This window comes from Streptomyces sp. NPDC001020 (assembly GCF_053599115.1).
Window position 1 is genome coordinate 32,077 of record NZ_JBSFLQ010000023.1, and the last position, 23,072, is coordinate 55,148.

Annotated in this window: 19 protein-coding genes and 6 pseudogenes; 15 read left to right on the forward strand and 10 right to left on the reverse strand. The window is 66.3% G+C overall.

The window, feature by feature from the left end:
* Positions 1 to 58: 58 nt before the first annotated feature.
* The 3 genes from ACWDEX_RS22215 to ACWDEX_RS22225 all read left to right on the forward strand — a co-directional run bounded on the left by ACWDEX_RS22215 (position 59) and on the right by ACWDEX_RS22225 (position 4,497).
* Entirely contained in the window at positions 59 to 622 is a 564-nt protein-coding gene (locus ACWDEX_RS22215; RefSeq protein ID WP_450465484.1) for a CGNR zinc finger domain-containing protein, read from the forward strand.
* Between the two features lie 432 nt (positions 623 to 1,054).
* Positions 1,055 to 1,639 (forward strand): hypothetical protein, encoded by a 585-nt coding sequence (locus ACWDEX_RS22220; protein WP_450465486.1) that lies wholly within the window; start codon positions 1,055 to 1,057, stop codon positions 1,637 to 1,639.
* Positions 1,640 to 2,343: 704 nt separating this feature from the next.
* Positions 2,344 to 4,497, forward strand: a complete 2,154-nt coding sequence (locus ACWDEX_RS22225) for an AfsR/SARP family transcriptional regulator (RefSeq protein WP_450465487.1) — start codon at positions 2,344 to 2,346, stop codon at positions 4,495 to 4,497.
* A 48-nt stretch (positions 4,498 to 4,545) separates the two neighbouring features.
* Here ACWDEX_RS22225 and ACWDEX_RS22230 read toward each other — a convergent pair whose 3' ends face one another.
* Complete coding sequence (locus ACWDEX_RS22230; protein WP_450465488.1) at positions 4,546 to 5,289, reverse strand: MarR family transcriptional regulator; 744 nt, start codon at positions 5,287 to 5,289, stop codon at positions 4,546 to 4,548.
* 327 nt (positions 5,290 to 5,616) lie between these two features.
* Here ACWDEX_RS22230 and ACWDEX_RS22235 point away from each other — a divergent pair, with 327 nt between their 5' ends.
* From ACWDEX_RS22235 to ACWDEX_RS22245, 3 genes are all read left to right on the forward strand, one after another.
* Positions 5,617 to 5,922 carry a hypothetical protein gene (locus ACWDEX_RS22235; RefSeq protein ID WP_450465489.1) on the forward strand — a complete coding sequence of 102 codons (306 nt, stop codon included), beginning with the start codon at positions 5,617 to 5,619 and terminating at the stop codon, positions 5,920 to 5,922.
* Between the two features lie 169 nt (positions 5,923 to 6,091).
* The gene (locus ACWDEX_RS22240; protein ID WP_450465490.1) at positions 6,092 to 6,856 is read left to right on the forward strand and encodes an MBL fold metallo-hydrolase; all 765 of its coding nucleotides are present in this window, start codon (positions 6,092 to 6,094) and stop codon (positions 6,854 to 6,856) included.
* Positions 6,857 to 7,081: 225 nt separating this feature from the next.
* Entirely contained in the window at positions 7,082 to 8,026 is a 945-nt protein-coding gene (locus tag ACWDEX_RS22245) for an alpha/beta fold hydrolase (protein WP_450465491.1), read from the forward strand.
* Positions 8,027 to 8,215: 189 nt separating this feature from the next.
* Here the strand turns inward: ACWDEX_RS22245 and ACWDEX_RS22250 are convergent, their stop codons facing one another.
* The 4 genes and pseudogenes from ACWDEX_RS22250 to ACWDEX_RS22265 form a co-directional block, all read right to left on the reverse strand.
* Positions 8,216 to 8,599: a DUF6009 family protein gene (locus tag ACWDEX_RS22250; RefSeq protein WP_450465492.1), complete on the reverse strand. Its 384-nt coding sequence runs from the start codon at positions 8,597 to 8,599 to the stop codon at positions 8,216 to 8,218.
* A 184-nt stretch (positions 8,600 to 8,783) separates the two neighbouring features.
* Positions 8,784 to 10,331: a DNA primase family protein gene (locus ACWDEX_RS22255; protein WP_450465494.1), complete on the reverse strand. Its 1,548-nt coding sequence runs from the start codon at positions 10,329 to 10,331 to the stop codon at positions 8,784 to 8,786.
* Positions 10,328 to 11,446, reverse strand: a complete 1,119-nt coding sequence (locus ACWDEX_RS22260; protein WP_450465496.1) for a bifunctional DNA primase/polymerase — start codon at positions 11,444 to 11,446, stop codon at positions 10,328 to 10,330. The genes ACWDEX_RS22255 and ACWDEX_RS22260 overlap by 4 nt, the downstream gene beginning before the upstream one ends.
* A 744-nt stretch (positions 11,447 to 12,190) precedes the next feature.
* A pseudogene (locus ACWDEX_RS22265) lies at positions 12,191 to 12,871 on the reverse strand (transposase); the annotation flags it as partial.
* A 581-nt stretch (positions 12,872 to 13,452) separates the two neighbouring features.
* On the opposite strand from ACWDEX_RS22265, the gene ACWDEX_RS22270 reads away from it, so the two are divergent.
* From ACWDEX_RS22270 to ACWDEX_RS22280, 3 genes and pseudogenes are all read left to right on the forward strand, one after another.
* Positions 13,453 to 13,749: an N-acetyltransferase family protein gene (locus ACWDEX_RS22270; RefSeq protein ID WP_450465578.1), complete on the forward strand. Its 297-nt coding sequence runs from the start codon at positions 13,453 to 13,455 to the stop codon at positions 13,747 to 13,749.
* Positions 13,750 to 13,757: 8 nt separating this feature from the next.
* A pseudogene (locus tag ACWDEX_RS22275) lies at positions 13,758 to 13,814 on the forward strand (hypothetical protein); the annotation flags it as partial.
* Positions 13,815 to 13,817: 3 nt separating this feature from the next.
* Positions 13,818 to 13,976, forward strand: coding sequence for a hypothetical protein (locus tag ACWDEX_RS22280; RefSeq protein WP_450465579.1), 159 nt, complete (start codon positions 13,818 to 13,820; stop codon positions 13,974 to 13,976).
* Positions 13,977 to 14,501: 525 nt separating this feature from the next.
* On the opposite strand, the pseudogene ACWDEX_RS22285 reads toward ACWDEX_RS22280, so the two are convergent.
* Together ACWDEX_RS22285 and ACWDEX_RS22290 are read right to left on the reverse strand one after the other, a co-directional pair.
* Positions 14,502 to 15,280, reverse strand: a pseudogene (locus ACWDEX_RS22285) (hypothetical protein).
* Between the two features lie 354 nt (positions 15,281 to 15,634).
* Positions 15,635 to 16,076: pseudogene (locus ACWDEX_RS22290) on the reverse strand (transposase); the annotation flags it as partial.
* A 377-nt stretch (positions 16,077 to 16,453) separates the two neighbouring features.
* On the opposite strand from ACWDEX_RS22290, the pseudogene ACWDEX_RS22295 reads away from it, so the two are divergent.
* Positions 16,454 to 16,513: pseudogene (locus ACWDEX_RS22295) on the forward strand (hypothetical protein); the annotation flags it as partial.
* 14 nt (positions 16,514 to 16,527) lie between these two features.
* Positions 16,528 to 16,737: a hypothetical protein gene (locus ACWDEX_RS22300; protein WP_450465497.1), complete on the forward strand. Its 210-nt coding sequence runs from the start codon at positions 16,528 to 16,530 to the stop codon at positions 16,735 to 16,737.
* A gap of 136 nt (positions 16,738 to 16,873) precedes the next feature.
* Here the strand turns inward: ACWDEX_RS22300 and ACWDEX_RS22305 are convergent, their stop codons facing one another.
* From ACWDEX_RS22305 to ACWDEX_RS22315, 3 genes and pseudogenes are all read right to left on the reverse strand, one after another.
* Positions 16,874 to 17,113 carry a hypothetical protein gene (locus ACWDEX_RS22305; protein ID WP_450465580.1) on the reverse strand — a complete coding sequence of 80 codons (240 nt, stop codon included), beginning with the start codon at positions 17,111 to 17,113 and terminating at the stop codon, positions 16,874 to 16,876.
* Entirely contained in the window at positions 17,055 to 17,648 is a 594-nt protein-coding gene (locus ACWDEX_RS22310) for an IS110 family transposase (protein WP_450465499.1), read from the reverse strand. The genes ACWDEX_RS22305 and ACWDEX_RS22310 overlap by 59 nt, the downstream gene beginning before the upstream one ends.
* A gap of 33 nt (positions 17,649 to 17,681) precedes the next feature.
* Positions 17,682 to 17,805: pseudogene (locus ACWDEX_RS22315) on the reverse strand (transposase); the annotation flags it as partial.
* Between the two features lie 286 nt (positions 17,806 to 18,091).
* Here ACWDEX_RS22315 and ACWDEX_RS22320 point away from each other — a divergent pair.
* The 4 genes from ACWDEX_RS22320 to ACWDEX_RS22335 all read left to right on the forward strand — a co-directional run bounded on the left by ACWDEX_RS22320 (position 18,092) and on the right by ACWDEX_RS22335 (position 22,525).
* Entirely contained in the window at positions 18,092 to 19,357 is a 1,266-nt protein-coding gene (locus ACWDEX_RS22320) for a ParA family protein (RefSeq protein WP_450465500.1), read from the forward strand.
* Positions 19,354 to 20,517, forward strand: a complete 1,164-nt coding sequence (locus ACWDEX_RS22325) for a ParB/RepB/Spo0J family partition protein (RefSeq protein ID WP_450465501.1) — start codon at positions 19,354 to 19,356, stop codon at positions 20,515 to 20,517. The genes ACWDEX_RS22320 and ACWDEX_RS22325 overlap by 4 nt, the downstream gene beginning before the upstream one ends.
* A 1,247-nt stretch (positions 20,518 to 21,764) precedes the next feature.
* Positions 21,765 to 22,217, forward strand: a complete 453-nt coding sequence (locus tag ACWDEX_RS22330; RefSeq protein WP_450465503.1) for a MarR family transcriptional regulator — start codon at positions 21,765 to 21,767, stop codon at positions 22,215 to 22,217.
* Positions 22,214 to 22,525, forward strand: coding sequence for a replication initiation protein, RepL2 (locus tag ACWDEX_RS22335; RefSeq protein ID WP_450465505.1), 312 nt, complete (start codon positions 22,214 to 22,216; stop codon positions 22,523 to 22,525). Before ACWDEX_RS22330 ends, ACWDEX_RS22335 begins: the two co-directional genes overlap by 4 nt.
* The last annotated feature ends 547 nt before the right edge of the window (positions 22,526 to 23,072 follow it).

The window sequence follows — 23,072 nt, forward strand, 5'->3', positions numbered from 1 at the left end:
CGGTACGACGGCAGCGTACTCCTTGCACCCGATCAACGTCACCCTTCAAAATGGTTACATGAAACGTAACCATGTATTCGTGTGCGGAGACCCCGCACTCGACTTCGCGGCGACCTTGTGCACCCGGCACTCGACTCCCATCGACATGCTCACAACGCCAGAGCGACTCGATGCCTGGTACCGGGAATCGGGCCTGGTCGACTCGGTCACTCCGGCCGAGGAAGTCGACCTTCAGCAGGCGAAGATCATCCGGGAGGCTATCCACCGGCTGGTGACGGCCCGACGCCTCGGGAAGCGGTACGACGAGAAGGCGCTCGCCGCGGTGAACACCGCAGCACGCGGACCCTCGGCGGCGCCTCAGCTCACCCCGCCCGGGCGCCGGACGGCGGCGACGCCCGAACAGGCCCTTTCCACCGTGGCCCGGCACGCCGTCGAACTGCTCGGCGGGCCCGATGTACGTCTGCTGAAGGAGTGCGGTAGCCCCGGGTGCACCCGCGTCTACCTCGACTGCTCCCGGGGCATGCGGCGCCAGTGGTGCGGCATGGAATTCTGCGGGAACAAGATCAAGGCGGCCGCCTACCGCGCCCGCAAAAAGAACACCCCGGCTTCCGCCGCCCGCTGACCGGCCACTCGCCTCGGTGCCGCCGACGTACGGCCGTATGAACGTCGGCCACACCGTTGTCCCCGGGGTCGGCCCATGAGGCGCACACCGGCCCACGCGGGGTGCGAGGCACCTTCTCGTTCCGTGTACCGGCGATCGGATGCGGCCGGGGTGTGACTTACCGGCACGGAGCATACCCACATCCCCACGTCTTCCCTATGATGGAAATGAAGATTGCCGCGAAATCCCACAATCCCGCCGAGACCGGTCATCGCGGACGGTCCGGTGACACACTTCAGGGGGCATATCTCATCTGAAGCCGGTGCACAGGCAAGTGCCGTCACGAGCAACGCGGCCCTGAGGAGCTGTCACGTGTCGTCAGAGTTCCTCTGCACGGACGCCTCGGCGTAGGTAGCATGCGCAACGTCATCGATTAACAGGGAGTGAACGGTTGTGACCAGCCAATCAGCCGCCACGCTCCGATCGCGGTACGTGGAGCAAGCCGGGTCGGACCTGGAAGAGAACCGTCGCCGACAGCGGGAACTGGCCGAGAAGATCAAGATGTTGGAGCAGGAGGAAGCCCTCCTGGTGGACATCCTGGCTCTCGCCGAGCGGTACGAGGGTTCGGTGGACGTCTCTCCCCTGCCCGAGCAGGCGCAGGAGGAACCGGTCCCCGCACGGGCGAAGTCCGGCGTGCGGTCCGCCTCCGCCGAGGCACCGGCGCGGCGCGCGGCGCGGTCCACGGCCGGGCGGACCGGGGCCACGACGACCGGGGCCACGACGGCGAAGGCCGCCGCGAAGGGTAGGTCGCGGAAGCCTCTGCTCGGAGACCTCCTGCTGAACCTGCTCGCCACCTACGACGAGGCGCGTCTCGCGAAGGAACTGCGGGACGAACTCATGGAGAAGCACCCGGACCGGTCACCCACCCCACAGGTAGTCCGTAACACCCTCGAGTCACTCGTCGCCAAGGGGCGGGTCCGACGCCACAAGCAGCAGCGATCGGTGATGTACACCCTCGCGGAGCCGCAGGGCGTGTGACCTCGGAGGAAGGGGTCGGCGCGTCGGGCAACGCCGACTGACGCGCGCCTGCATGTCCCGGTCGATCGCCGACCGGCAGAGCCCCGAGAGACACATGCGGGCCACACGCCACCCCCCGACGGCCGTGCGTCATATCCCTCGACACCATTCCCGCCAGTCACGGCACACGTCTCGACGTCCCGGTCGAACCGCTGACCACTCCCCCGCCCTCCGAGGCCGTTCACCGCGAAGTCGTCCGGCCGTCCGCCGAGCCCGGCGCCCGCAGTGCGAAGGCCATCGGAGACTGCGTCGCTGCCCGCGTTTCCGTCGCCGGCAGGTCGGCGGCCGGACGGGCCCGAACAGCAGCTTGCTCATCAGACCGATGCCGCTCCGGCACACATCGCGGCTGAGCTCCATCGTGTCCATGACGTCGAAATGGGCACACTGCCACGAGGTCACACCTCTGGTCGCCGGGAACTGCGGTGACACCTGTGGGATCTTCGGGTCGGCGGAGTGCCGAACGTGCGTGCCAGCAGCAGACGGCACACGGAACGCCTGCGCGCAGGACGTGATCGTCGGCCCGCCCATCCCTCCCATCGTTCTACGGCACCCGCTTGACGGACGGCACCCCACAGACGAGACACCCACAATAACCAGTTAGAATGGTTACTCAAGGTCGACGCTCAACGCGCCTGACATGGAAGGAACAGCGAGGCAGCCGCCAGATGGACGCAACAGTGCGCTACTCGATTCTCGGTACCGTGTGTGCCCGGCGCGGCGACACCGAGTTGGAAATCGGCCCGCCGAAGAGGAGGGCCCTGCTCGCGCTGCTGCTGCTCCGAGCCCCGGGGCCGCTCACATTGAGCGAGGCCGTGGACATCCTGTGGGATGAAGATCCGCCACCCAGTGCCGTCAACGTGGTGCACCGTCACATCGGTGCTCTGCGCAGAACGCTGGAGCCCGAGCTGCACAACCGGACCCAGGCCAAGCGCCTCGTACGGGCCACGGACGGATACCGGCTCCTCGTGGACTCCTCCACGTCGGACCTTCTTCGCTTCCGGGACCTTCGCGCACAGGCACAACTCATGATCGAGGCCGGTAACCCCTCGAAGGCCGCACAGGACTTCATCGAGGCGCTGGGCCTGTGGCGCGGCCCGACCGTCGCGACCGGCACCTACGTGGCACAGCACCCCTTGTTCACATCAGTGGGACACGAATACGTCGCGACGGCGAAGGAGGCTGCCGACGTGGTCCTGACGGCGGCACCCGCGCTGACAGAGGAGATCCTGACAGCACTGCGCCGCGCGGTCGACAGCCACCCCTTCGACGAGGCCATCCACTCCCGGATCATCGCCGCCCTCGCCGCGACCGGCAGGCAGGCCGAAGCACTCCAGCAGTTCGAGCGGATCCGACGCACGCTGGCCGAGGAACTCGGTGTCGAGCCCGGCCCTGACCTGCGTTCAGCCCAGCAGCACCTGCTGCGTCGCAGGGTTCCGCGTGCGGAGAGCAATCCGGTGCCGCAGGCCGACCCGCTCATGCGGCCCGCACAACTTCCCGCGGCCCACCCGATTTTCACGGGGCGCCGGGAAGCGTTGAGTCAGTGCCTGATGTCATTGCCTCTGGAAGGCGAGAGCCACCCGCCGGCGACGACCGTGGCCATCTGCGGCATGGCGGGTGTCGGCAAGACGACGCTGGCCGTGCACTGGGCCCACCTGGTCGCCGACCACTTCCCCGACGGGCAGATCTACATCGACCTGCGAGGACACCATGCCTCGGAGCCGCCTCTCGACCCGAACCTGGCGATGGCCGAGGTACTCGGCGCGCTCGGTGCGATGCCGGACCCGGCACCCGGGAACGCGGCACTCGACTCGGTCTACCGCAGCGCACTGGCGGGGCGTCGGTTGCTGATCGTCCTGGACGACGCCCTCGACTGCGAACAGGTACGTCCCCTCCTGCCCGGGGTTCCCGGCTGCCTGACGATCGTCACCAGCCGACGCAGGCTCGAGGGCCTGGCCGTCACCGACAACGCCCGACTTCTCCCGTTGCTCCCCATGACCCGGCAGGAAGGCCTGGAACTCCTGGAGCGCCGGCTGGGCACCGACCGGATCAGAGGGACACTGGCGACGGCGGAGGAGATCGTCGACCTGTGCGGCGGTCTGCCCCTGACCCTCGCCCTGCTCGGCACGCGAGCCCTCACGCACCCGCACTTCCCGCTCACCTCACTCGCCGAGGACCTCCGCGACAACCGGGACAGCCTCATCGCCTTCTCCGGCCATGGCGACGCCCGTACGGATGTCCGCACTGTCTTCTCGCGTTCCTACGAGACACTGAGCAGCGGTGCCGCGACCCTGTTCCGGCTGCTTGGTCTCCACCCCTCCCGCGACATCGCGCTGCCCGCCGCCGCCAGCCTGTCGGGGACCGACCTGCGGACGACACGCGAGCACATGGCCGAACTCATCGACCGGCACATGGTCGTGGAACAGACTCCCGGCCGGTACACCTGCCACGCTCTGCTGCGCGTCTACGCGGCCGAACTGAGCCGCGATGTGGATGGCCAGGACACACTCTCCGAGGCGCGTGCCCGGATGTTCGAGCACTACCTCCACACCGTCGACGCGGCGACCACCCTGATCGCCCCGCACAACACCGATGTGCTCCTGCCTCCCCCACGTCCCGGCGTCCGCCCGCAGCGGTTCGACGACCAGGCGGAAGCCGCACAGTGGATTGTCGCCGAGCGGTACATCCTGCCGGCTCTCGTCCAGGACGTGAGCCACTGTCCCCGAGTGGACCCGATCCGGCAGCTGACCGCCGCGCTGGAGACGTGTCTCGAGTCCGGAACACTGACGACGGGGATCACCGCGCTTCGAGGTGTGCCGTGAACGAACGGCGAACCAACCGACAGGTAGCTGAGCATGATGCTCAGGCAGTCAGTTCGGTGGCGTTGTCCTGAGGGCGCCGAGGCAGGCCCAGAAGTCGCCAGTAGTTGATCTTGACTCGTCCTTGGCCTCGGCGGCCCGCAGCCAGTCGTAGGTCGACTGTACGGCCCGACGGTCGTGCGGATCGGGTTCGCGGCGGATCAGGCCCTGGGTGACCAGGCCTCGCACGGTGGTGCTGACGTTGCTTGCATGCAGCCCGAGTTCGCGAGCGAGAGCGCTCGTTCCCGTGCCAGGGCAGTCCAGTACATAGCGCAGGACATCCAAGTCCGAGGGATGCAAGGGGGCAGGCCGGCCTCGGCTACGCGGCGAGGGCGTAGTGGCCTTGTGCAGCAGATCCTCATCGTCAAGTACGGCATCACCGGTCATATGTCCGGAGGATATGCGGACAGGTCGCGCCGGAGATTGGCGTTCACCAGCAGCCGAACCACCAGCCCCGGTCAGCAGCTCGGACACGGTGCGTTGCGTATCCCGCGCCTGAGGTGGCTCTGCCGTCTCCGACGTATGGGGTTCCTGCCGCCATGCCTCCTCAGCCACTTCGTGGAGCGCCAGAAGCCGTGTCGGGTCGACACCGCCGACCCGTGCCAGCCCTTCCACCGCCTGCCGCGGCGGCAGCGCCTTCCCGTTGAGATGGCGCTCCCAGGAGGCGCGGCTGTAGCCCGTCTTGGTCTGCAACGACAACAGACTCAGCCCGCTGTGGTCCTTCAGCCGGCGCAGTTGAACGACCAGTCTCCGCACCCGCTCGTCAAGCGAATCGGGTAATTCGCGCTAACGTGACATGTTCCACCCCATACCAGTAGTCAAACTGACCAAGCATTAGAATCATCCACTACAGGCGGGCTCCACCACAGGTGGCCTTCAGGTCAGCCCGCCTGTCCCACCGCATCCCAGCCCATCTCACACACAGAACCGTCCCAGCAGGTCAGCGAGTGGGACGTCCCATGAGGCCCTCAGTCCCACGCCATTCCTGGCAGCCGGCATCGGCTCCCCTGCAATCTCGGTGGTGCAAGCCGGCGGCGCGGTCCACCCCGCGCCGCCCTCGACGATCAAAGGGGGAAATCGATCATGGGAATGCGTAAGAATCTGGCTGCGCTGGCGGCAACCGCAACGCTGGTCGGCGGCGGGGCAGCTGTGGCCCCCGCTGCGAGTGCAGCTTCTGGCAGCACCGCTCCCGCCTGCATCCAGCGAACCGTGTACGCCCACCCCGAGGGTTACACGCAGGTGTACCTCTACAACACGTGCGGCAAGACGATGCACGTCAACGTCGTGGTGAAGTACGGCCCCGACATGGGGTGCAAGGCGATCACGAACAAGCACCAGCTCTACCACGTGATCAACTGGGGGACGTACCAGAAGACCATCGTCTGCTGATGGAACCATCCACGATCTCCAACTGCCCGGCCAGATACTCGGCTACCTCCGCCGGGACACCTGAGTGAACATGTGTGCTGGGCGCCGCCCGGGTGCACAGCAAACATGTTGTTAGCCTGTGTCCTCGCACACGTATTCGGGTGCGGCAACCGCTGCAAGAGGAGAAGCCATGCACACAGTCCTGCACGCGGACGCCCTCGTCCGCGTCGACGACAACGTCCATCTGGTCTCCGGCAGCAACACCAACTGGGTGATCGTCGCGGACGGCGACACCTGCACGCTGATCGACACCGGGTATCCCGGTGACCGCGACGCTGTGCTCGCCTCCCTGGCCGCCGTAGGGCTCGCTCCGGAAGCCGTGAGCGCGGTCCTCGTCACGCACGCGCACAACGACCACATAGGGGCCGCCGAGTACCTGCGCACCACGTACGGCACACCGGTGCTCATGCACGAGCAGGAAGTGCCCCACGCTCGCCGGGACTTCCTGAACCAGGTGACCGTTGGTCAGGTACTCCTGCGGGCCTGGCAGCCCGGCGTGGTTCCCTGGGCCGTGCACGCCCTCAAAGCGGGCGGTACCGCGCAGGTGCCGGTCACAGAACCTCAGCCGTTCCCCTCACCGGGTCGGCTCGACCTGCCCGGTGGTCCCGTGCCCGTGCACACGCCGGGGCACACCAAGGGACACAGCGCGTATCACCTGCCCGACAGCGGCATCCTGGTCAGCGGCGACGCCCTGGTGACCGCCCATCCCACATCGCGTGTCTACGGCCCGCAACTGCTGCCCGGCATGTTCCACACCGACCGGGCACGGGCCCTGGACTCGCTGTCCGTGCTCGCGAAGGTGGAGGCGGCCACCGTACTGCCCGGTCACGGACCGGTGTACCGCGGAACGGCCAGGCAGGCCGCCGAACTGGCCCGCGAACGCGCCACGAAGTGACCGCCGAGCCGAACCCGCCCCCGGACACGACGAGAAGACCGGCCTCTCCCCCGCGCACTGCGGGGCTCCCAGCGCGGCCAGGGCCGGTACGTCCACGCGCTTTCGGGATTCTGCGACTCGCCCCACACAAGGTGTGATGCGGATCACAGCGAGCGAACCGAACTTCAGGGGCGCCCGCCGTGCCATGTCGGTGCCAGTGAAACCTTCTCACCACCGGAGAGTTACGTGAGCACCCCTGCAAAACCTGCTGCCGCCCCCCAGTCTCCCGATGCCCCCCTCTCCCCCGGCGCTCACGCCTTCGAGGTCGGAGGCATCACTCAGCGCTACCACGTGTACGGCAGCGGCCCGGTCTGTGTGGTCCACTCCGGCGGACCTGGCATCTTCTGGGAGTACATGCGCATGCCGCTCCTGGAACAGCACCTGACCATGGTCTACGTGGAGCCCGTCGGCACCGGCGACTCCGGCCGCCTCCCCTCCCACCCGCACGGCTACACCCGGGACCGCTACAGCCGCTTCCTCGAAGTGCTGATCAACCACCTCGGCGTGCCCAAGGTGCACCTTCTGGGTCACTCCCACGGTGCGTTCGTCGCGGCCTACCACGCTCTGTACCGCACGGAGCGGCTCGCTGGTGTCGTCCTGTACGGAGGCGCGCCGGTCACCGGGCCCGAGCACGGTGAGGAAGCGGGCCGCAGGGTGCAGGAGTTCGCGGCGAAGCACGCCGACCACCCCGGACTCGCCGACGTGCTCGCCGCGTTCGGCGCGATGTCCAGCATCTCCGACGACGAGTCGACCGTCGCCGTCGCCCGAGGAGTGCTGCCGTCGTACTTCGCGAACTACTGGGACAACGAGGAGCGGTTCGCCCCGATCCGGAACACGATCCAGGCCGCGTACATCTCCGGAATGGACGAGGACCTCTCGCCGGACCTCATCGACGATCGTGCCGCGCTCAAGGGACTGGACGTACCGGCCCTGGTGATCGTAGGTCGGCACGACGTGATCTGCGGACCGCGCTGGTCCAAGGAACTGCACGAACTGATCCCCGACTCCCGGCTGGTCATCCTGGAGAACAGCGGTCACCTGGGCCACATCGAAGAACCCGCGCCCTTCAGTGATGCGGTCCGCGACTTCGTTCTGCAGACCACCGACTCGAAGAACGACACAGCGCAGTAGCCGTCACAGCTGAGGCGGCCGACGCGAACACCGCGACGCCGCAAGCTGATCGAGCAAGGGCCGCACCCTGACGGTACGTTCCAGGGGGCGGCCCTCCTGCGGTCGTGTCCGGTCGCAGTCTCGTGGCACACACGGTCCCCGGGAATCAGGTCGGCAGTCCCCGCCCGCACTCCCCTGCGGCGGCTCCCGTCACGGCGCGGATGTCGCTATGACCACGGAGCCGCACTGTGATCTCGGAGTCTTGGCTCCGGGCTTCTTCGGGGCGATGGTGCGCGGATCGACCGCTTCACCGGGAGCTCCCTCGCGGTAGAGACCGTCCGGGAGGCTGTCCCGGTCGTGGGGCAGCAGGAAGAAAACCCGGCGCTTGTACAGGCCGCTGTCGGGGTCGGGGGTCGCGTTGTCATCCAGGAGCGCGTACCCCACCATGCGCCCGTCGCGGGCATAGGGAGGCTTGGTGTTGCGGCGCCGGGTCTTGTCCAGCGCCTGACGGACGTAGTCCAGCCCCTCGAGGTTCTCCAGCCACACCACCTCTTCCTCGTGGCTGAGGTCGCTCTCGGTCAACAGCGAACTCATGGCTGCAGCCCCTCCTTCGTCGGCGTGCTTCCCGGCCAAGGAGACGTGGCCGGGCCTTTGTCGATATCACTCCGACCCGTGCACCGCCCTGTGCGTGGCGTATGTGGGGCCTGCCGACCATCGTAGAGCGCGCGACGACAAGGGTGTAGGTCGCGTGGTGTCGATGGCCCGTGTACGACAGCCGTCATGCGTGCTCCAGCAGGGCGATGCCAGGGTAGTACTTCCGGCCGTTCGACTTGATCATGTCGGCCGGCGTCGCCACGCCCACCTCCTGCCGGACGCGGTTGGCGAAGGTCCGGGGGGTCGCCGGCCTGATGCCCTCGCCGGCGTTGCACCACGAGCTGTACTCCGTGTACAGCAGGCCCTGTTCCACTCGAAGGTCCCGGCCGGCGTCACCGTCCCTCGTGCAGCATTCGGCCAGGAAACGCCCGATGTGGTCCTCTGTGGTGGCGTAGGCGGTTGTGGCGATGCGGACCCTGTCGGGGCCCTCCAGAGGGTCTCTGGTGGCCAGATAGCGCTGCGCACCCTCGATGAGCCACTGCAGGATTCCCGGGCCTTCGTCTCGGACGAGTTCGAAGGCGAGGTTGTCGATCCTGCGCGCGGCCGGCACGGTCCGGGTGAAGGGCAGTAGGCGGATGCGGCGCCAGAAGGCGAAGCCGCCCGTGGAGACCTCGGGACGGTGGTTGCCCAGCAGCCACAGGTGATGGGTGGGGGTGAACGAGAAGTAGTCCTGCCTCATCCGCCGGGCCTTGATCTTGTCACCGCCGGTCAGAAGCCGGACGCGGGCCTCGTCGAACTTGTCGTTCGGCTTGAGCTCGCTGCAGACCACCAGGCGGCGGCCATGCAGTTCCGTCAGTTCCGTGGAGTGTTCGGAGAAGGCGCCACGGTCCATCAGGAAGCCGGGCGGAGCGGCGTCCGCGTAGTCACCCAGGATCTGGATCATGATGTCGAGCAGGACCGACTTACCGTTCTTGCCCTCGCCGTGAAGGAACGGCAACACCTGGGCGCCCACGTCACCGGTGATGGAGTAGCCGAGCAGCAGGTGCAAGAAGTCGATCATCTCGCGGCCCTCGTCGTCGTCCCCGAAGGTGTCGGCGAGGAAGCGATGCCAGCGCGGGGTCTCCATGCTCTGGGGAGCGACGCTGGTGGCACGGGAATGGAAGTCACGTGTGGGGTCGGCCTTGCGCAGGTACCCGGTGTGCAGGTCCACTACCCCTGCGGGAGTGCACAAAGCGTACGGATCGCCATCGAGGCTGTCCGGATCCACCGAGAGATCAGGCGAGGCCTTCGCCTGCGTGAGCAAGGCTTTCATTCCCGTCGTGGACAGTGTGCGCCGCCTGTGCTGGGCGATCTCACGGTCGCTGAACACACCGCGCGGGTCGCTGTCGGGCATCTCCTCGGCCATCTCCCCTGCTGCCCAGAGCGCTGCCTTCTCTCCCCCACCCCGCTTCCAACGGTGACCGTCCCAGGCGAACCAGCCCAGACCCTCGACGTGGCGGAACTGGTCGCGGTGGAGTTGCGCGAAGAGCCTCGCGTTGCCTCGGTCCGACAACGACGGTGGCAGTGGCGCCATGCTGACGGCAGCCTGCCGAGGGACCGGGGAAGGCATCTCGGAGGTCGCCTGAGTGGGCAGACGAGTGGGCGTGGCTCCTTCCGCCAGCTGAAAGTCGAGTATCTGCTGAGCGACAGCCTGTGCATCAAAACGCTGGGAGCCTTCGGCGCTGCTGCTCATGGACGTCCTTTGAGGTGGAGAGGGCGAGCGGCCCCTACGGCAAGCGCTTCGTCGACGATCGTTTCATTCCTGGTCTGCTGCCAGGGGCGGGCATAGCAGGCGACACGGACAAGCCGCTCACGCGTGGCTGCGCGATCGAGGTGTCCGGCTCCGACCAGGCCACCGGCCGTGTATGCCGCTCGGTTGAGCTTCTCCGAGAACCCCGTCCCCTCCGGAGCGGAGGCGCATCCGGCCACCTCGGCGATCATCGGGTCGAGCACCTGGTGGGCCGTGGCCGCCTTCCGCGCTCCGCGACGGGCACGAGTACTTTCTGGTTCGCCGCAGGGTGCCGCGGCGGGCCGGGGCTCGACGAGGTGCCCCGTGCGCACGAGTTCGGCCCTGAGCCAGTCAGGGAGCACGGCCGGCTTGCGGGCCGTTCCTTCGGCCCGGTAGACGCCCTGCTGGGTCTGCGTGCCGGGAGCGACGATGTAGCCGCCGTCGGCACGCACGTCGACCTGCCAGGCAAGCGCCGCGTTGCGACCTGAGCCTGTCGAACAGCGGAAGCGGGTCGAAGGGTCCGGGTTGCTGTACCAGACGTGCAAGCCGCCCGAGGGGGTGCGCACACGCAGCGTTGTGGTGTCCTGTGCGGGGTCGGCGGCGCCCCGATAAGCGGCCAGCAATGCCAACGTGTCGAAACCCGAAGCCAGTCCGTTGAGGTTCACCTGTTCGGGAATCCGGATTCCGGGCAGCAGACGCGATCGGTCGGCCATGGGGGCGGCGTGCGCATCGATGTCGACGACGACGAGGTTTGCGGGACCACAGGCCACCCCCACTCCTGCTGCGGGGCTGCTGGTCCACCAGCGGTCGATGAGGTGCGGGTCGGTGGTCGCTGCATGGAAGCCATGACAAGGGCGTCCCGCAGGCAAGCAGACACAGTCAGCAGGGTCGTGCCTGTTGTTCCTGCAGTCGGCACAGTTCCCTGCCGGGGTCTTGCGTCCTGGCGCCAGAGGGTGCACAGGCCAGCCCTGGGCAGCACACCACCGGGCGGCTGCATGGGGTGGTGCGGGCTCGACGCGGGCAGCACTCTCGCGGTTCTCACCTTCGCGCGGCACGGGTCCGTCCTCGTCACGTCTCATTGCTCGTTCACTGTACGGAAACCTGGCTGGCAGACGCGCAGTCAGGGACCGAAGGGACTCTATGCGAGAAGAGTGTATGGCCCATCAGGTCAAAAAGTAGGTCCACCGGGACCGCGTGCCGTTTCTACCAGTTTCCTGGGTCCCTTGGGTCCCTTGGGGGGTTTCGCACCCAGAGGGCTCGAGGGACCGAAGGACACGGCACGGGTCGCACGCGAGACTCGGCGATTTGGCAGCGGTCGGGGGACCGAAGCGCCTCAGGGACTAAACAACAGGGGCTGTCGGAGCGGGGAGTCCCTCCTCAGTCACTGGACGTTTCTGCAGGTCAGGCGGTTTTTCCTAGCGCAGAAGGGACTGGAGGGACTCAACTCGCCCATTATGAGCTGTACTTGATATGTGGTTGTATGCGCGCGCGCATATGAACATACATAACCTGTGTCTACGTCATAATTGCGCTCTTCAGTCCCTACAGTCCCTTCACGGAACCAGAAAACGCCTCTGACCTGCGGAAATACCCAGGGACTGACGAGCAGGGACCGAGAGTCTCTCGACCCCTTCAGTCCCCCGGTTCAATCCCTTCCTCCGCCCGCACCGCGGTCCGCCCCGGTTCCTCCGCCGCTTGAAGCGGCGTCGCCGTAGATCGGTGTGAACCTTTTCAGTCCCTGCTCTCGTGTTCAGAGCAGGGGGCTGTGCACTACGTAGGGTCCTCGGAGGGGAGACATGTCCGGAGCCACTCGCCTCAACCAGGAACGCCAGCAGCTCGGCCTCGTCGTCGGTGATCTTCTTGACGGCCTTGGGGAACCTCGCGCCGTAGAGTTGGGTGAACGTCTTGATCGCCTTGACCGCGTGGTCGCAGTCCTCGGCGTTGTAGATGTCCTGAAGCGCCTTGCGGGCGCCGGGCTGGGCCGACTTCAGCAGAGCATTGAGCACATTGGCGGTCTTGTGCACCCAGCATCTCTGGTGCCGGGAGGCGGGGAAGACCTCGGCCAGGGCCTTCCCGAAGCCGAGAGCGCCGTCGCCGACCGCCAGGACCGGAGCGCGCATCCCTCGGCGGGCGCAGCCGCGCAGCAGGTCCGCCCAGGACTCGCCTGATTCGCGGTAGCCGCCTTCGAGCGCGACCAGTTCCTTGCGACTGTCGGAACCGCTTGTGCTCGCCCGTGGCCTCGTCGACGCGCTTGTCGTTCACTCGTGGTGCCTTCACCTCGACCATGCCGGCCGCGGTGGTGACCTTCCTGGGCTGGTGATAGCCGTTGCGCACGACCAGGCGACGGCCAAGTTCGTCCCGCTGGTCAGCGAACTCGACTACAGAGGCGTTGACTTCAGCTCCAGTGCGGCGGCCAACATCCTTCTTGCGCCCTCCCGGACGATCTCGTCGATCAGGGAGGAGCCGTTGGCGGTGGTGCCGTCGTCGTTCACTACGCTGAGCAGGGAGGTGCTTTCCCGGCCGGTGCTGCGAACACTGGTCTTGCTCGGTGACCTATCAACCAATCACTCGGGAAGGTACGTCCTTCCCGAGCTGATCCACAGGTCCTGAGCATTGCTCGGGCCTGAGCCTGCTCTAGGCGCGTACTTCGCAGGTCGCTGAATCGGATGATCTGGTCGTTGGAGTGGTGTCCAAAGCCGATCTGGTCTCGTTGAGTTGGTGTGTCGATGACTTCCCGGTCCCAGCGACCTCGGTCCGAGCGCCAGCGTCTGGAGTGTGTGGTGACGTCCGTGGTGGAAAAGACGTCTGAACGCTCTGCCTGTCGCCGAGTTCCTGTGCCGGCTGGACGTAGCTGGGATCGTCGATTGACTGTGCCCCTCGGCGGAGCGAGCGCACCTGACGCGGGGGCAGGTGATCGAGGCGCTGGTCGCGAATCGGCTCACCTCGCCGGTGGCGCTTTTTTTCAGGGGCAGGGCTTGGGCCCGGGTCTGGCCGGTGCAGGAGGTGTTCGGGATAGAAACTGCCCTGCTCAACGACGACCGGCTGGCGCGCGTCCTGGAGGCGATCGCCCCGCATTCTGAACGCCGTGGCCGAGATCTTCACGCACTACGTTCGCCCCACCGTGATCCCCTTCGAGGAGACTCCGCCGCCGACGGTCGTCTGGCCCCAGTGGCTGGACGACCTCACCGCCCAGGGGCTGCCCTTTCTGGTCGCCGAGCCGTCCAGCGAAATCGTCGGCTATGCCTACGCGGTTCCTTGGCGTGCCAAGCCTGCCTATCGGCACACTGTCGAAAAATCGATCTACCTTGCTCCGACCGGACGGACCAAGGCCTCGGCAGCGCCCTGCTGGCCGTCTGCTCTCAGACCCATGTACGCCAGATAATCGCCGTCATCGCCGATACTGGTACCGCTGCCTCCGTCGCGCTGCACCGCTGTTTCGGCTTCACCAACGTGGGCGGCTTGGCCGGCGTCGGCTACAAGCACGGCCGCTGGATCGACACCGTGATGATGCAACGATCGCTCGGCCACGAGGAGATCGGCCCGATCCGCTTGTGCTCACCACGGTCCTCGCCCGGCCAGGCACCGGCGGCCGAACTGGGGGCTGTGTAACACGAGCGGTGGGAAGTGGAGGGAGTGCTGGACGAGATCAAGGTCCACCAGCGCGACCCGGACGTGGTCCTGCGCTCCAAGTACCCCGACGGCGTCGAGCAAGAGGTCTAGGCTTCTTCCTGGTCCACTATGCACCCCGCCAGGTGATGCACCAGGCCGCCGCCCAGGCCGGGATCGCCCCCGACCGGCTGTCCTTCACCCGCTCTCTACGTGTTGTGCGCCGCCAGGTCCCCGCCCAGGCGGCTTTTTCCCTTGAGCGTCTCGCCGCTTCCTGGGAGCGCACCCTCGCTGAGATCATCCGACGGCTGTTATCGGTCCGCAGACTTCGTGCGTTCCCCCGCGTCGTCAAGGGCAAGAGGTCCAACTGGGGCCTCAAACGCGCTCATCACAGCACCTGCCCCAGCCCGCCGCCCCGCCGGCCGAAGCGGTCACCATCACCCCCACCTCCAAGACCGCCCGACCAAACGAAAACCCAAGGCCACGGCTTAAGAGGCCATCTCATGCGGCGATGTTGGTCGCACCCGCTCAGCCGACCGAAGTGTTCTGTGTCGCCTCGCGTGCTTCGGTGAGGGCTCGCTGTCTGAGGTTGCCGCCGAACAACTGAATCGTAGTGGCGGCCAGGATGTCATCCTTGCCAATGGTCCGCCCGTCCCCCCTGCGGGCGGACAGGGCCCGGGGGAATCCTTGAGGAACGGGGGTGAGGCCGGTTCGCCCGACATCACTAGGGTGACTGTACCGAAACGTTTGACCCCGCCCTCGCGGACGACCATGGCCGCGTCCCGGGCGAGGTCCGTCAGGAACACGCTCGCGATTCCGTCCAGGTCGCGGACCACCGCTGGGAGGGCCGTCGCCCCCTGGCTCCGCAGCAGCTTCTTGACCCCAGCTTCGAACCTGTGGGCGCCGACCACAGCACTCGGTTTGCGCGACCTGCTGCGCTTACGAGAAGGCACCATGACACCCTCCGCGTCGTACAGGACGCCGGTCAGGCCTTGAAACGTCGGGCTGTGGTCGTACCACTTGTTCCCCACCTCGAGCTCGACGTTCCGGTCGATCGCCGAGAGAAGGTCCCCGGGAATCAGCTTCTTCCGGGCCTCCGCCTCCGCCGCTCTCCTCGCGCCGTCGATGATCTCCGTCAGCACTGTCCGCGTCACCGACGCGGCGGCCCACGCGGCCGACCGAGAGACGTGCATCGAGGTCACGTCCCTGAACACCGCTTTGACGAGAGAAAGCTTGAACGGCGAGACATCCATGACCGAGGCGGTCTCGGGACCGCTGCGCTCAGGACATGCGGGCTGTGTGGTCATCGGAAGAAACGCTCCCTGCTGTCGGAGTTATCAGAGGCCCACACTTCACCACGCAGACCCGCTCTCTTCCCCATCCTCCGTCGAAGCGGCACCCGGTCAAGGTTCTGACGGGCACATCCCGACGGCCAGGCCGATGATTAGCCACCTCCCCCACGCCTCGTACCGTGGCACCTGCGTCCCCCGGCTGGCTGCACCCCGTTCTCCCTTGCCCCTGCCACCGAGGAGGAGCGGCCGGTGAAACGCACGCAGGACGACAAATGGGCGGCCAACCTGTGGGGCGGCGAAGGCGTTCTACGCCCGTGGGGGCACTTGAACGTGCCCTGCAGAGCCTGCGGCAGCAGATGAGGGTGCAGGCTCGGCATAAGGCTTGGCGGGCTTGCGCCGTCGGCGTCCGCGGCGCGAGCGGATCGGCGGGATGCCCTTCACGAGCGGGATCAGGGCCTGGTCCCCTGTCGACGGGATTCGGACCTGTCGGGTTCCCCCTTTTTCAGGGCCCACATGTTCACCGAGTCGATCGAGCAGCGGGACCAGTCCAACTCGCCGCGTGCGCCGAGCTCGTCGAGGACCAGGCGGTGGAGCTTGGCCCACACTCGGGCCTTCGTCCACTCCGTGAAACGGCGGTGGGCCGTCGCCCCCGACGGCCCGAACGACGCCGACGGCACCTGCTGCCAGGTACAACCCGGCGTGGCTACGAACACAATCGCGGCCAGTACCTCCCGGTCACCGTACCGACGCCGGCCACCCCCTGAGGTCGCGACGGCGCCTCCGGTACCACCCGCTGGAACAACTCCCACAACTTGGGGACCGAGCTATTGCTTCAGAGACTCGGATCGAGAGGCCTCTACCGCGCCTATTACGCCGTAATAGGTACGCAGGGCAGAGCCCCCGAAGCGTTGGAACGCGGTCTGTCCGCTCGGGCTGGCCACGGTCGGGTGAAAATCTCGGGGAGTCGGTGTGCTGTGCCATGAGGGCAGGTTGCCGGAGAAGCGCCTCTCGGCCTCACATCAGTTATTACGGCGTAATAGATCGCGGCCCGCCTTCAGGCGGAGCCTTGCCTGTACGCGCCGTGCATGCGCCGCCCGATCCTCCACCGTGCCCACGTGCTACTCCCCCTCGGGCTTGCGGGAGGCGCTGGAGGGTGGGGCGGATCCCGGTCATGCGGACAAGGCGGGCATGACTCCGTTGCACTTCGCCGCGCAGTCCCAGGGCGCAGAGGTTGCCGAGGTACTGCTGGCGGCCGGGCGACCGTGGATGCGGGCGACCGCAACGGCAACACGGCTCTCTTCACTGCGGTGTTCAACTATCGGGGTGATCCGTCGACGATCCGGGTGCTGCTGGCGGCTGGCGCCGATCCCGGGCAGCAGAACGTGAAGGGTGTGAGTCCGCGTGGTCTGGCCGGTCTGATCGCCAATTACGACGTGGCGGTTCATGTTCCTGGCGCTGGAGAGACCCGGTAGGTGCCGGTTCGACTGCCTGCCTGGTCATGACGCTGCTGCTGGGTGTGGTTCGTAGAAGGTTCCGTCGAGGAGCATGGCGAAGAGCACGTCGGCCCGGCGTCTCGCGAGGCAGAGAAGGGGGGCTGTCCAGCAGTTCCTAGACCCGGCCGGCCAGCATGTTGTGTTGGTCGAGGATGGTGGTGAGCGAGCCAACCAGGCTGCTGACGATGACTGCGGCCGCGCCAATACCGGGAAACCCAACGGTCTGCTTGCACAGAGCGGTGAAGCTGTCCTCGACCAAGCACTCGGCCATCTGCGGGGCCTTTGGCGGCAACGCGCTACGACTCGACGGCGACCGGCTGGCGTATGGCATGACGCGGACTGCGTCGGTGATCACGAAGGCGCGCCTCGGGTGTCGGTCTTGGCCTCGCTCGACCAGAGGGCGACGACCCGTTGCATCGTCGGTCCGAGCAGGTAGACGACCAGGGAACCATGTCCCGGGCCGCCGCGAGTGGCAGAGCCTCGATGGAAGCCGGTTGGTCGACCAAGATGAGCCCGGCCCGGTGCTTGGCCCGCAGCTTGCCCAAGACCTCGCGGAGCTCGGGTTCGCTGTTGGGTAGCCGTTTGGCGAAGGCATTATCCCGGGCCGGAGTGACGGCGGTGGCGTGGTGTTTGCCCTCGCCGGCAGCCAGGCCGAGGAGGACGCGCGGGCTATTACGGCGTAATAGCCCGCGCGTCGTAGGCGGGACAGGTGCCTGGGTCGACGAGTTCGAAGTACCAGCCGATGCCGGTGATTTTGGCGTGAGTAGTCGCGCAGCCAGGCACCGAGTGCTCGCTGTGCTGTCCAAGGAAGCCAGGGAAACCCCAGGGAATCCGTGCCGCGTAACGGCAACGGCACAGCAATCCGTGGGACCGCCAGAATCCTCGGTCACCCGAGGAGCATGTCAATGCGGACGGAGACGCCACTCGAGGCTGTTCACGAGCTTGGAGACCGTGACCTTCGGCGGATAGCACCAGCAGGTGTAGGTGGTCCCTCTCGCCGTTGAACTTCGTCAGCTCCGCTTCGAAGTCTTCGTGCACCTTGCGAACAGCCGGAACTGAGCGAGCAGGAAGACAGCGCATGCTAGTAGGCGGGAGCGGAACGAGGCGGAAGTAGTCCCGGGTGGTTCTGTTCCCGAACGTGGCCAGGCAAGTGAGGCCTGGCCACTGTCGCGGAGACAGGACACTTGCTGCCGGGCTGTGGAGGCAACCGACCTGTGAACCCGGCTTCCCTATTACGCCGTAATAGGGATAGGAGAGCGTCAGCGCATCGCCAAGTCGTGCTAACTAACGTGTCGATGCAACAGATGATCTAGTGCGTTAGTAAGGTAGCGTCATGCGTATGCCAGCCACCTCGAGCGACCGAGCAAAGGTCGTCTCCAAGCTGCCGGGATGGCTCCGGCAGAATCTCAAAGTCAGAACCGCCCAACTCGGCGTCGAGATCCAGGCCGCAGTGGAGCAGGGGATCTCCGCCTGGTGCGGCCTTGCCTCAGGGACTGCGCCGGTCGACACGGCCGGAGCCGAGTCGTTCTCCACCTTCCTTCCTCCTGGGCAGTGGGAGGACTTCCGGAGTATGGCGGAGGACCGGAAGGTCTCCCTTATCCAGGGGCTCGCCCAGTCCGTCCAGCTCTGGCTCGACACCAACCCGGCTCCCGATGTGCAGCGGCCCGACGTCACTCGACGGATCGTGGTCTGCAACCAGAAGGGCGGCGTCGGGAAGACCGCCATCACCGCCGGTGTGGGGGAGGCGCTGTCGGAAGACTCCAACAGGCTGTATCCCGCCCGAGTGGCCAAAGCCTTGGCCACCGCCCTTCGCGCCAGCAAGACAGAAGGCGACGCGGCAGACTCCGGCAACGACCCACTCGACATCGAGAAGCTTCCAGGGCTCGGGCTGCGCGTCCTGCTGGTCGACTTCGACCCGCAATGCCACCTCACCAATCAGCTGGGCGCGGCACCGCTGCCCATGAACGGCGACAGCCTCACCAACCACATGGCGGGCGATCCCAAGGGGGAGCTCAGGGACCTGATCGTCTCCATCGAGGACGAGCACTTCGGTGGACGACTGCACCTGCTGCCCGCCTGCCACGACGCGTTCCTCCTCGACGTACGACTCTCCGCCGTACGCGCTCGCGAAGCAGCCCTCGAGCGGGCGCTGATGCCACTTGAGGCCGACTACGACGTCATCCTGGTCGACTGTCCCCCCAGCCTGGGCCTCAGCATGGACGCCGCCGCCTACTACGGCCGCCGCCGCGATGGTGAGCGACCCGGCCAATCCGGCGCCCTCATCGTGGTCCAGGCCGAGGACAGTTCCGCGGACGCCTACGACCTGCTGACCAATCAGATCGAGGACCTCCGCAACGACCTCGGAATCGACATCGACTACCTGGGCATCGTCGTCAACCTCTATGACGGCCGGCGCGGATACATCGCCACATCCTCCTTGCAGGGATGGATCGACATAAAGGATCCACGTGTGGTCGGTCTCATCAGTGACCTGAAGGAACAGAAAGAAGCTGTGCGCATGAAGCAGCCCCTGCTGAGTTACGCTCCCGCCTCGCAGCAGGCAGTCGGCATGCGTGCGCTGGCCCGGGAGATCTCGTGAGCAAGGCCGACCAGCTCGGAGCTGGACGTTTCGGAGGCGGTGCCCGGCCCGTCAGCGCCCGACGTGCGGCGATCGGCGCCGCTACCGGGGTGCCCACGGAAGGCGTTGTTCCTCCGACTCGACTTCCTGTCTCCCGTATCAGCCCCAATCCCGACAATCCCCGTACCTCACTCGGTGATCTCACCGAACTGGCGGGCAGTCTCCAGGAGCACGGCCAGAAGCAGGCCATCACCGTCATGAACCGTGATGCCTACATCAAGGCCAATCCCGAACGGGAAGGGGATCTGGAGCCCAACACGACCCACGTCGTCGTCGATGGCAGCAGCCGTCTGGCTGCTGCCCGGGAAGCCGGTCTCACACATCTCAGCGTCATGGTCGACGACGCTCAGGGCAGCGACGGCGAAGCCATCCTCGAGTCGGCGCTCGTCGCGAACATTCACCGCAAAGACCTGGACCCGCTGGATGAAGCTCGTGCCCTGCAGCGGTTGCTCGCCCTTCATGGATCACAGGTCAAGCTCGCCAAGCGGCTGAGGAAGTCTCAGGGCTGGGTATCGCAGCGCCTGGCCTTGTTGAACCTGACTCCTGAACTACAGGCGGTCGTTGGCGAGGAGCCTGTTGAGCTCCTGAGGGCTGTGGCCAAGGAACCCCAGGACCAGCAGGAAATGGCTCTTGAGCAGCTCAAAGCCGAACGCGCCCGCAAGGAAGCGGAACGGCGGGCGCCTGCCGCGGTGACGACGGGAGTTGAGAAGCCGAAAGCCGCTGCGGGGACGACATCAGCGCCGGAGTCCGCAGAGCCCGAGATCTCCGAAAGGTCCGACACTTCGGCGGTTGTCCCGTCTGCTCGCATGGATGAGGTCGAGAGCCAACCCACGCTGGTTCTGTCCACTCCTGTGACACAGGCTGAGGACGCCCAACCGGCAGGTGCCACCTCGCGAGGGGGGAGTGGCGAGTCGGCGGAGACTGTTCCTGTTCCTCGGTCCGACAGTGCTTCTGTGCCGGAGCCCGACCTGGCCGAGGCAGTCGTGTCACCGGCTCGGCAACTCCCCTACCACGACGGCATGTTCATCGCGATGCACCTCATTCACAAGATGAGCGACGGTGAGTTCGACCGGATGCTGGACATCCTCATCAAGCACCGCAAGGAGCGCGGGGAGTCATAGGCCTTTACTGGCGGAACACACTGAACCCCTGCGGCCGGCACGATCAACTCTCGTGTCGGCCACAGGGGTTTCTGCTTCACCAGACCAGGCGGATGCTGCTGAGATCGCGTTCGCGTAGGCGAGCGCAGGAACTCGCTCCAGAATGCCTCGGTCTCGCTGTCGCAGGGTGTTTGTTCCACATGGCCCCGATCCGGCGGTTGACCTCGGCTTCGGTCAGCTCTTGCCGCTCGTGTTCGGCCCCCCCCCGGCCGTGCGAGCGCTCTCCACGCGCGTGCCACCTCGGGTCGTCCTTGCACTACCGCTTCAAGCAGGCAGGGGGTCGGTAGCTCCTCAGCCCTGGCGGGCTTGCGGTGCCCCGACGTACGGCTGAGGTCCGTCGGCCGCTGCGGTTTGTCGGGCGTCCACAACACAGAGGCGTGGCTGAGCCCGGCACGGGGTTGCTGGAGACATACGCGCGCCTGAACTGTCGTCTGCAGGCGCGTACTGGCCGGCTTTCGGTGGTGCGGCACGAGTGGTGGCGGATCATCGAGGCTCGCGGACTGGATACCGGCCTTGGCGCCTGACCTGAGGGGTCGAGCGACGACTTCCGCCAGGGCGTGGCACCGAGCTGAAAGCACCGGTGGGGGAGTGGCCTACGGCGCGCCAGTTACACGAGTAGAGAGCGCAGCGCCAAAACGTGCTCTGACCTGCGGAAATGCCTACTTCGACCGAGATTCTGCGGACTGCCAGGCAGTTCGGCCGACCGTTGTGGACGGCTGCTGGAACTGGGTACTCGGTTCTCCCGGACGTGTCACTCGGTTCTTTCGATCTGTGACCACTGTTCTGACAACTGCCATACAGTGCTGAGGATCCGGCAGGCGGTCCTTGAGATCTGGCACCCCGTCTGAGAGAACTGGCATCGCTGTTCTACAGCAGCAGTAGATTGACGTCACGTACATGTCTCTGCCCCCGCGGCGGCTCGTCGGTGCGGGGGCAGAGGATTGCGTGCCGTCTCCGGTGACCTGGCAATGGCCGTAGGGGAGGGAGCTGTGCTGCTGTGCGATCAGACTGCCTTCTGCCTTACGGCCAGGCCTCGTGAGCGCGCCTGAACTGCGAGGCATGACCAGCCGCTCGTGGTGTGCCGATCAAGCGACACGGCCTACAGGCGGAGTCGATTGACCTCCTGCTCATGTACGTTAGGTTCATATGGTCGGCCCGATGGCTGCCCCGTACGAAGAGTGCAGCAACGCCCCACACATGGAGGGCCTGTGGGAGCAGTACGCAGACTGGTTGACGCCGATACCGGCGAGCCCGTCCCCTATGCGCCGTATGCCTTTTCCGGCAGGCATACACAGGTGGACAAAGCTCGGGTAGAGGCCATCACGGAGTCGACGGCTTTCACGCCCAGCCAGAAGTTCCTCGTTCTGTGGTGGATCGGCGTATCGCCTGAGGGCATGGAGCCGCTGAGAGCTACCGGAGCCGACATCGCCAAGCGAGTGGGCATGTCGACGGATGCAGTCGGAAAGATCAACAGAAAGTTGGCCAAACACCGCATCCTGATCGTTCGTGGCCGTATCGGCAACTACAACTTCTACCGCATCAGCCCGTACATTGCCTTTCATGGAACGGGACTTGAGCAGCGTGAAGCGGTGAAGACCTGCAATCCGCCGTACATCCCGGGCTTCGACGAAAACACCCCTGCGCGGTGGGAGGCAAAGTGACCAGCGACGACAAGCAGCAGAACCTCAGGCTGCTGGAGGCAACGGCCGGCATGACCGCCAACCAGCGCCTCGTCGTCATGCTGTATGCCCTGCATCCGACTGACCGCTCCGGCGCGGTGTTGGAGACTGCGGCACAGCTGGCCAAGCTGGTAGGTATGGCTCCTCCGGTCTTCTCCAGGACGCGCAAGCAGGTCATCGGCTTGGGCTGGCTTGAGGAGACCGAGAAGCTGGGCCACATCAAGTACTACCGGCTTGCTCCGGGACGACTGGGGGAGAGCGTCGTCGTTCCTCTCCGGCGCGCAACCTGAGACGTCCCGCGGATCGTACCTGATGTACGTCACGTCAATGAGGCACGATCCTCAGGACGCCATTCTTGCCGTGTGGTCAATGTCCTGAGTTGGCGCATCGCTGGTCGGCCAATCGTGAGGGCCACGACCAGATAGTGGACAAGTCGTATCCATCGGACTTGTCAGTGCGAGAGCTCACTCGAATCGAACAGTTCGATTCTTCGCTCAGAGCGATTCTCCCGGAACCGTGTTCGTTCCGACCGGGGTGAGTTCGCGAGCGAACCATTCACTGCGAAGGCGGCTCTGGTGTTCTACGCCGAGCGCTGTCACATCGACCGCGGGTTCCGCCCCGGGAGCGGCTGCCGCGGCTGAGGAACGTCTGGTATGCAGACGAGACGGGGCTGTGGGATCACGACGCGCCGACGGTCGAGGGCGACTGGGAGTGGCCACGGGGACCCAACAGCGCCTTCTTCGCCGTACACGAGTTCCTGCCACACTTGTGGCTCGTTCAAGGCGCACTTCTGGGCTGGGCAGCGGTGGGAATCCGTCCGCGACCATGTTGATCCTC

Excerpts from the sequence above, each read along its gene's own strand:
- ACWDEX_RS22225 (WP_450465487.1), top strand. The coding sequence starts at position 2,344 with ATGGACGCAACAGTGCGCTACTCGATTCTCGGTACCGTGTGTGCCCGG.
- ACWDEX_RS22250 (WP_450465492.1), bottom strand. The coding sequence starts at position 8,599 with ATGAGTTCGCTGTTGACCGAGAGCGACCTCAGCCACGAGGAAGAGGTG.
- ACWDEX_RS22235 (WP_450465489.1), top strand. The coding sequence starts at position 5,617 with ATGGGAATGCGTAAGAATCTGGCTGCGCTGGCGGCAACCGCAACGCTG.
- ACWDEX_RS22260 (WP_450465496.1), bottom strand. The coding sequence starts at position 11,446 with ATGAGACGTGACGAGGACGGACCCGTGCCGCGCGAAGGTGAGAACCGC.
- ACWDEX_RS22240 (WP_450465490.1), top strand. The coding sequence starts at position 6,092 with ATGCACACAGTCCTGCACGCGGACGCCCTCGTCCGCGTCGACGACAAC.
- ACWDEX_RS22255 (WP_450465494.1), bottom strand. The coding sequence starts at position 10,331 with ATGAGCAGCAGCGCCGAAGGCTCCCAGCGTTTTGATGCACAGGCTGTC.
- ACWDEX_RS22215 (WP_450465484.1), top strand. The coding sequence starts at position 59 with ATGAAACGTAACCATGTATTCGTGTGCGGAGACCCCGCACTCGACTTC.
- ACWDEX_RS22320 (WP_450465500.1), top strand. The coding sequence starts at position 18,092 with ATGCGTATGCCAGCCACCTCGAGCGACCGAGCAAAGGTCGTCTCCAAG.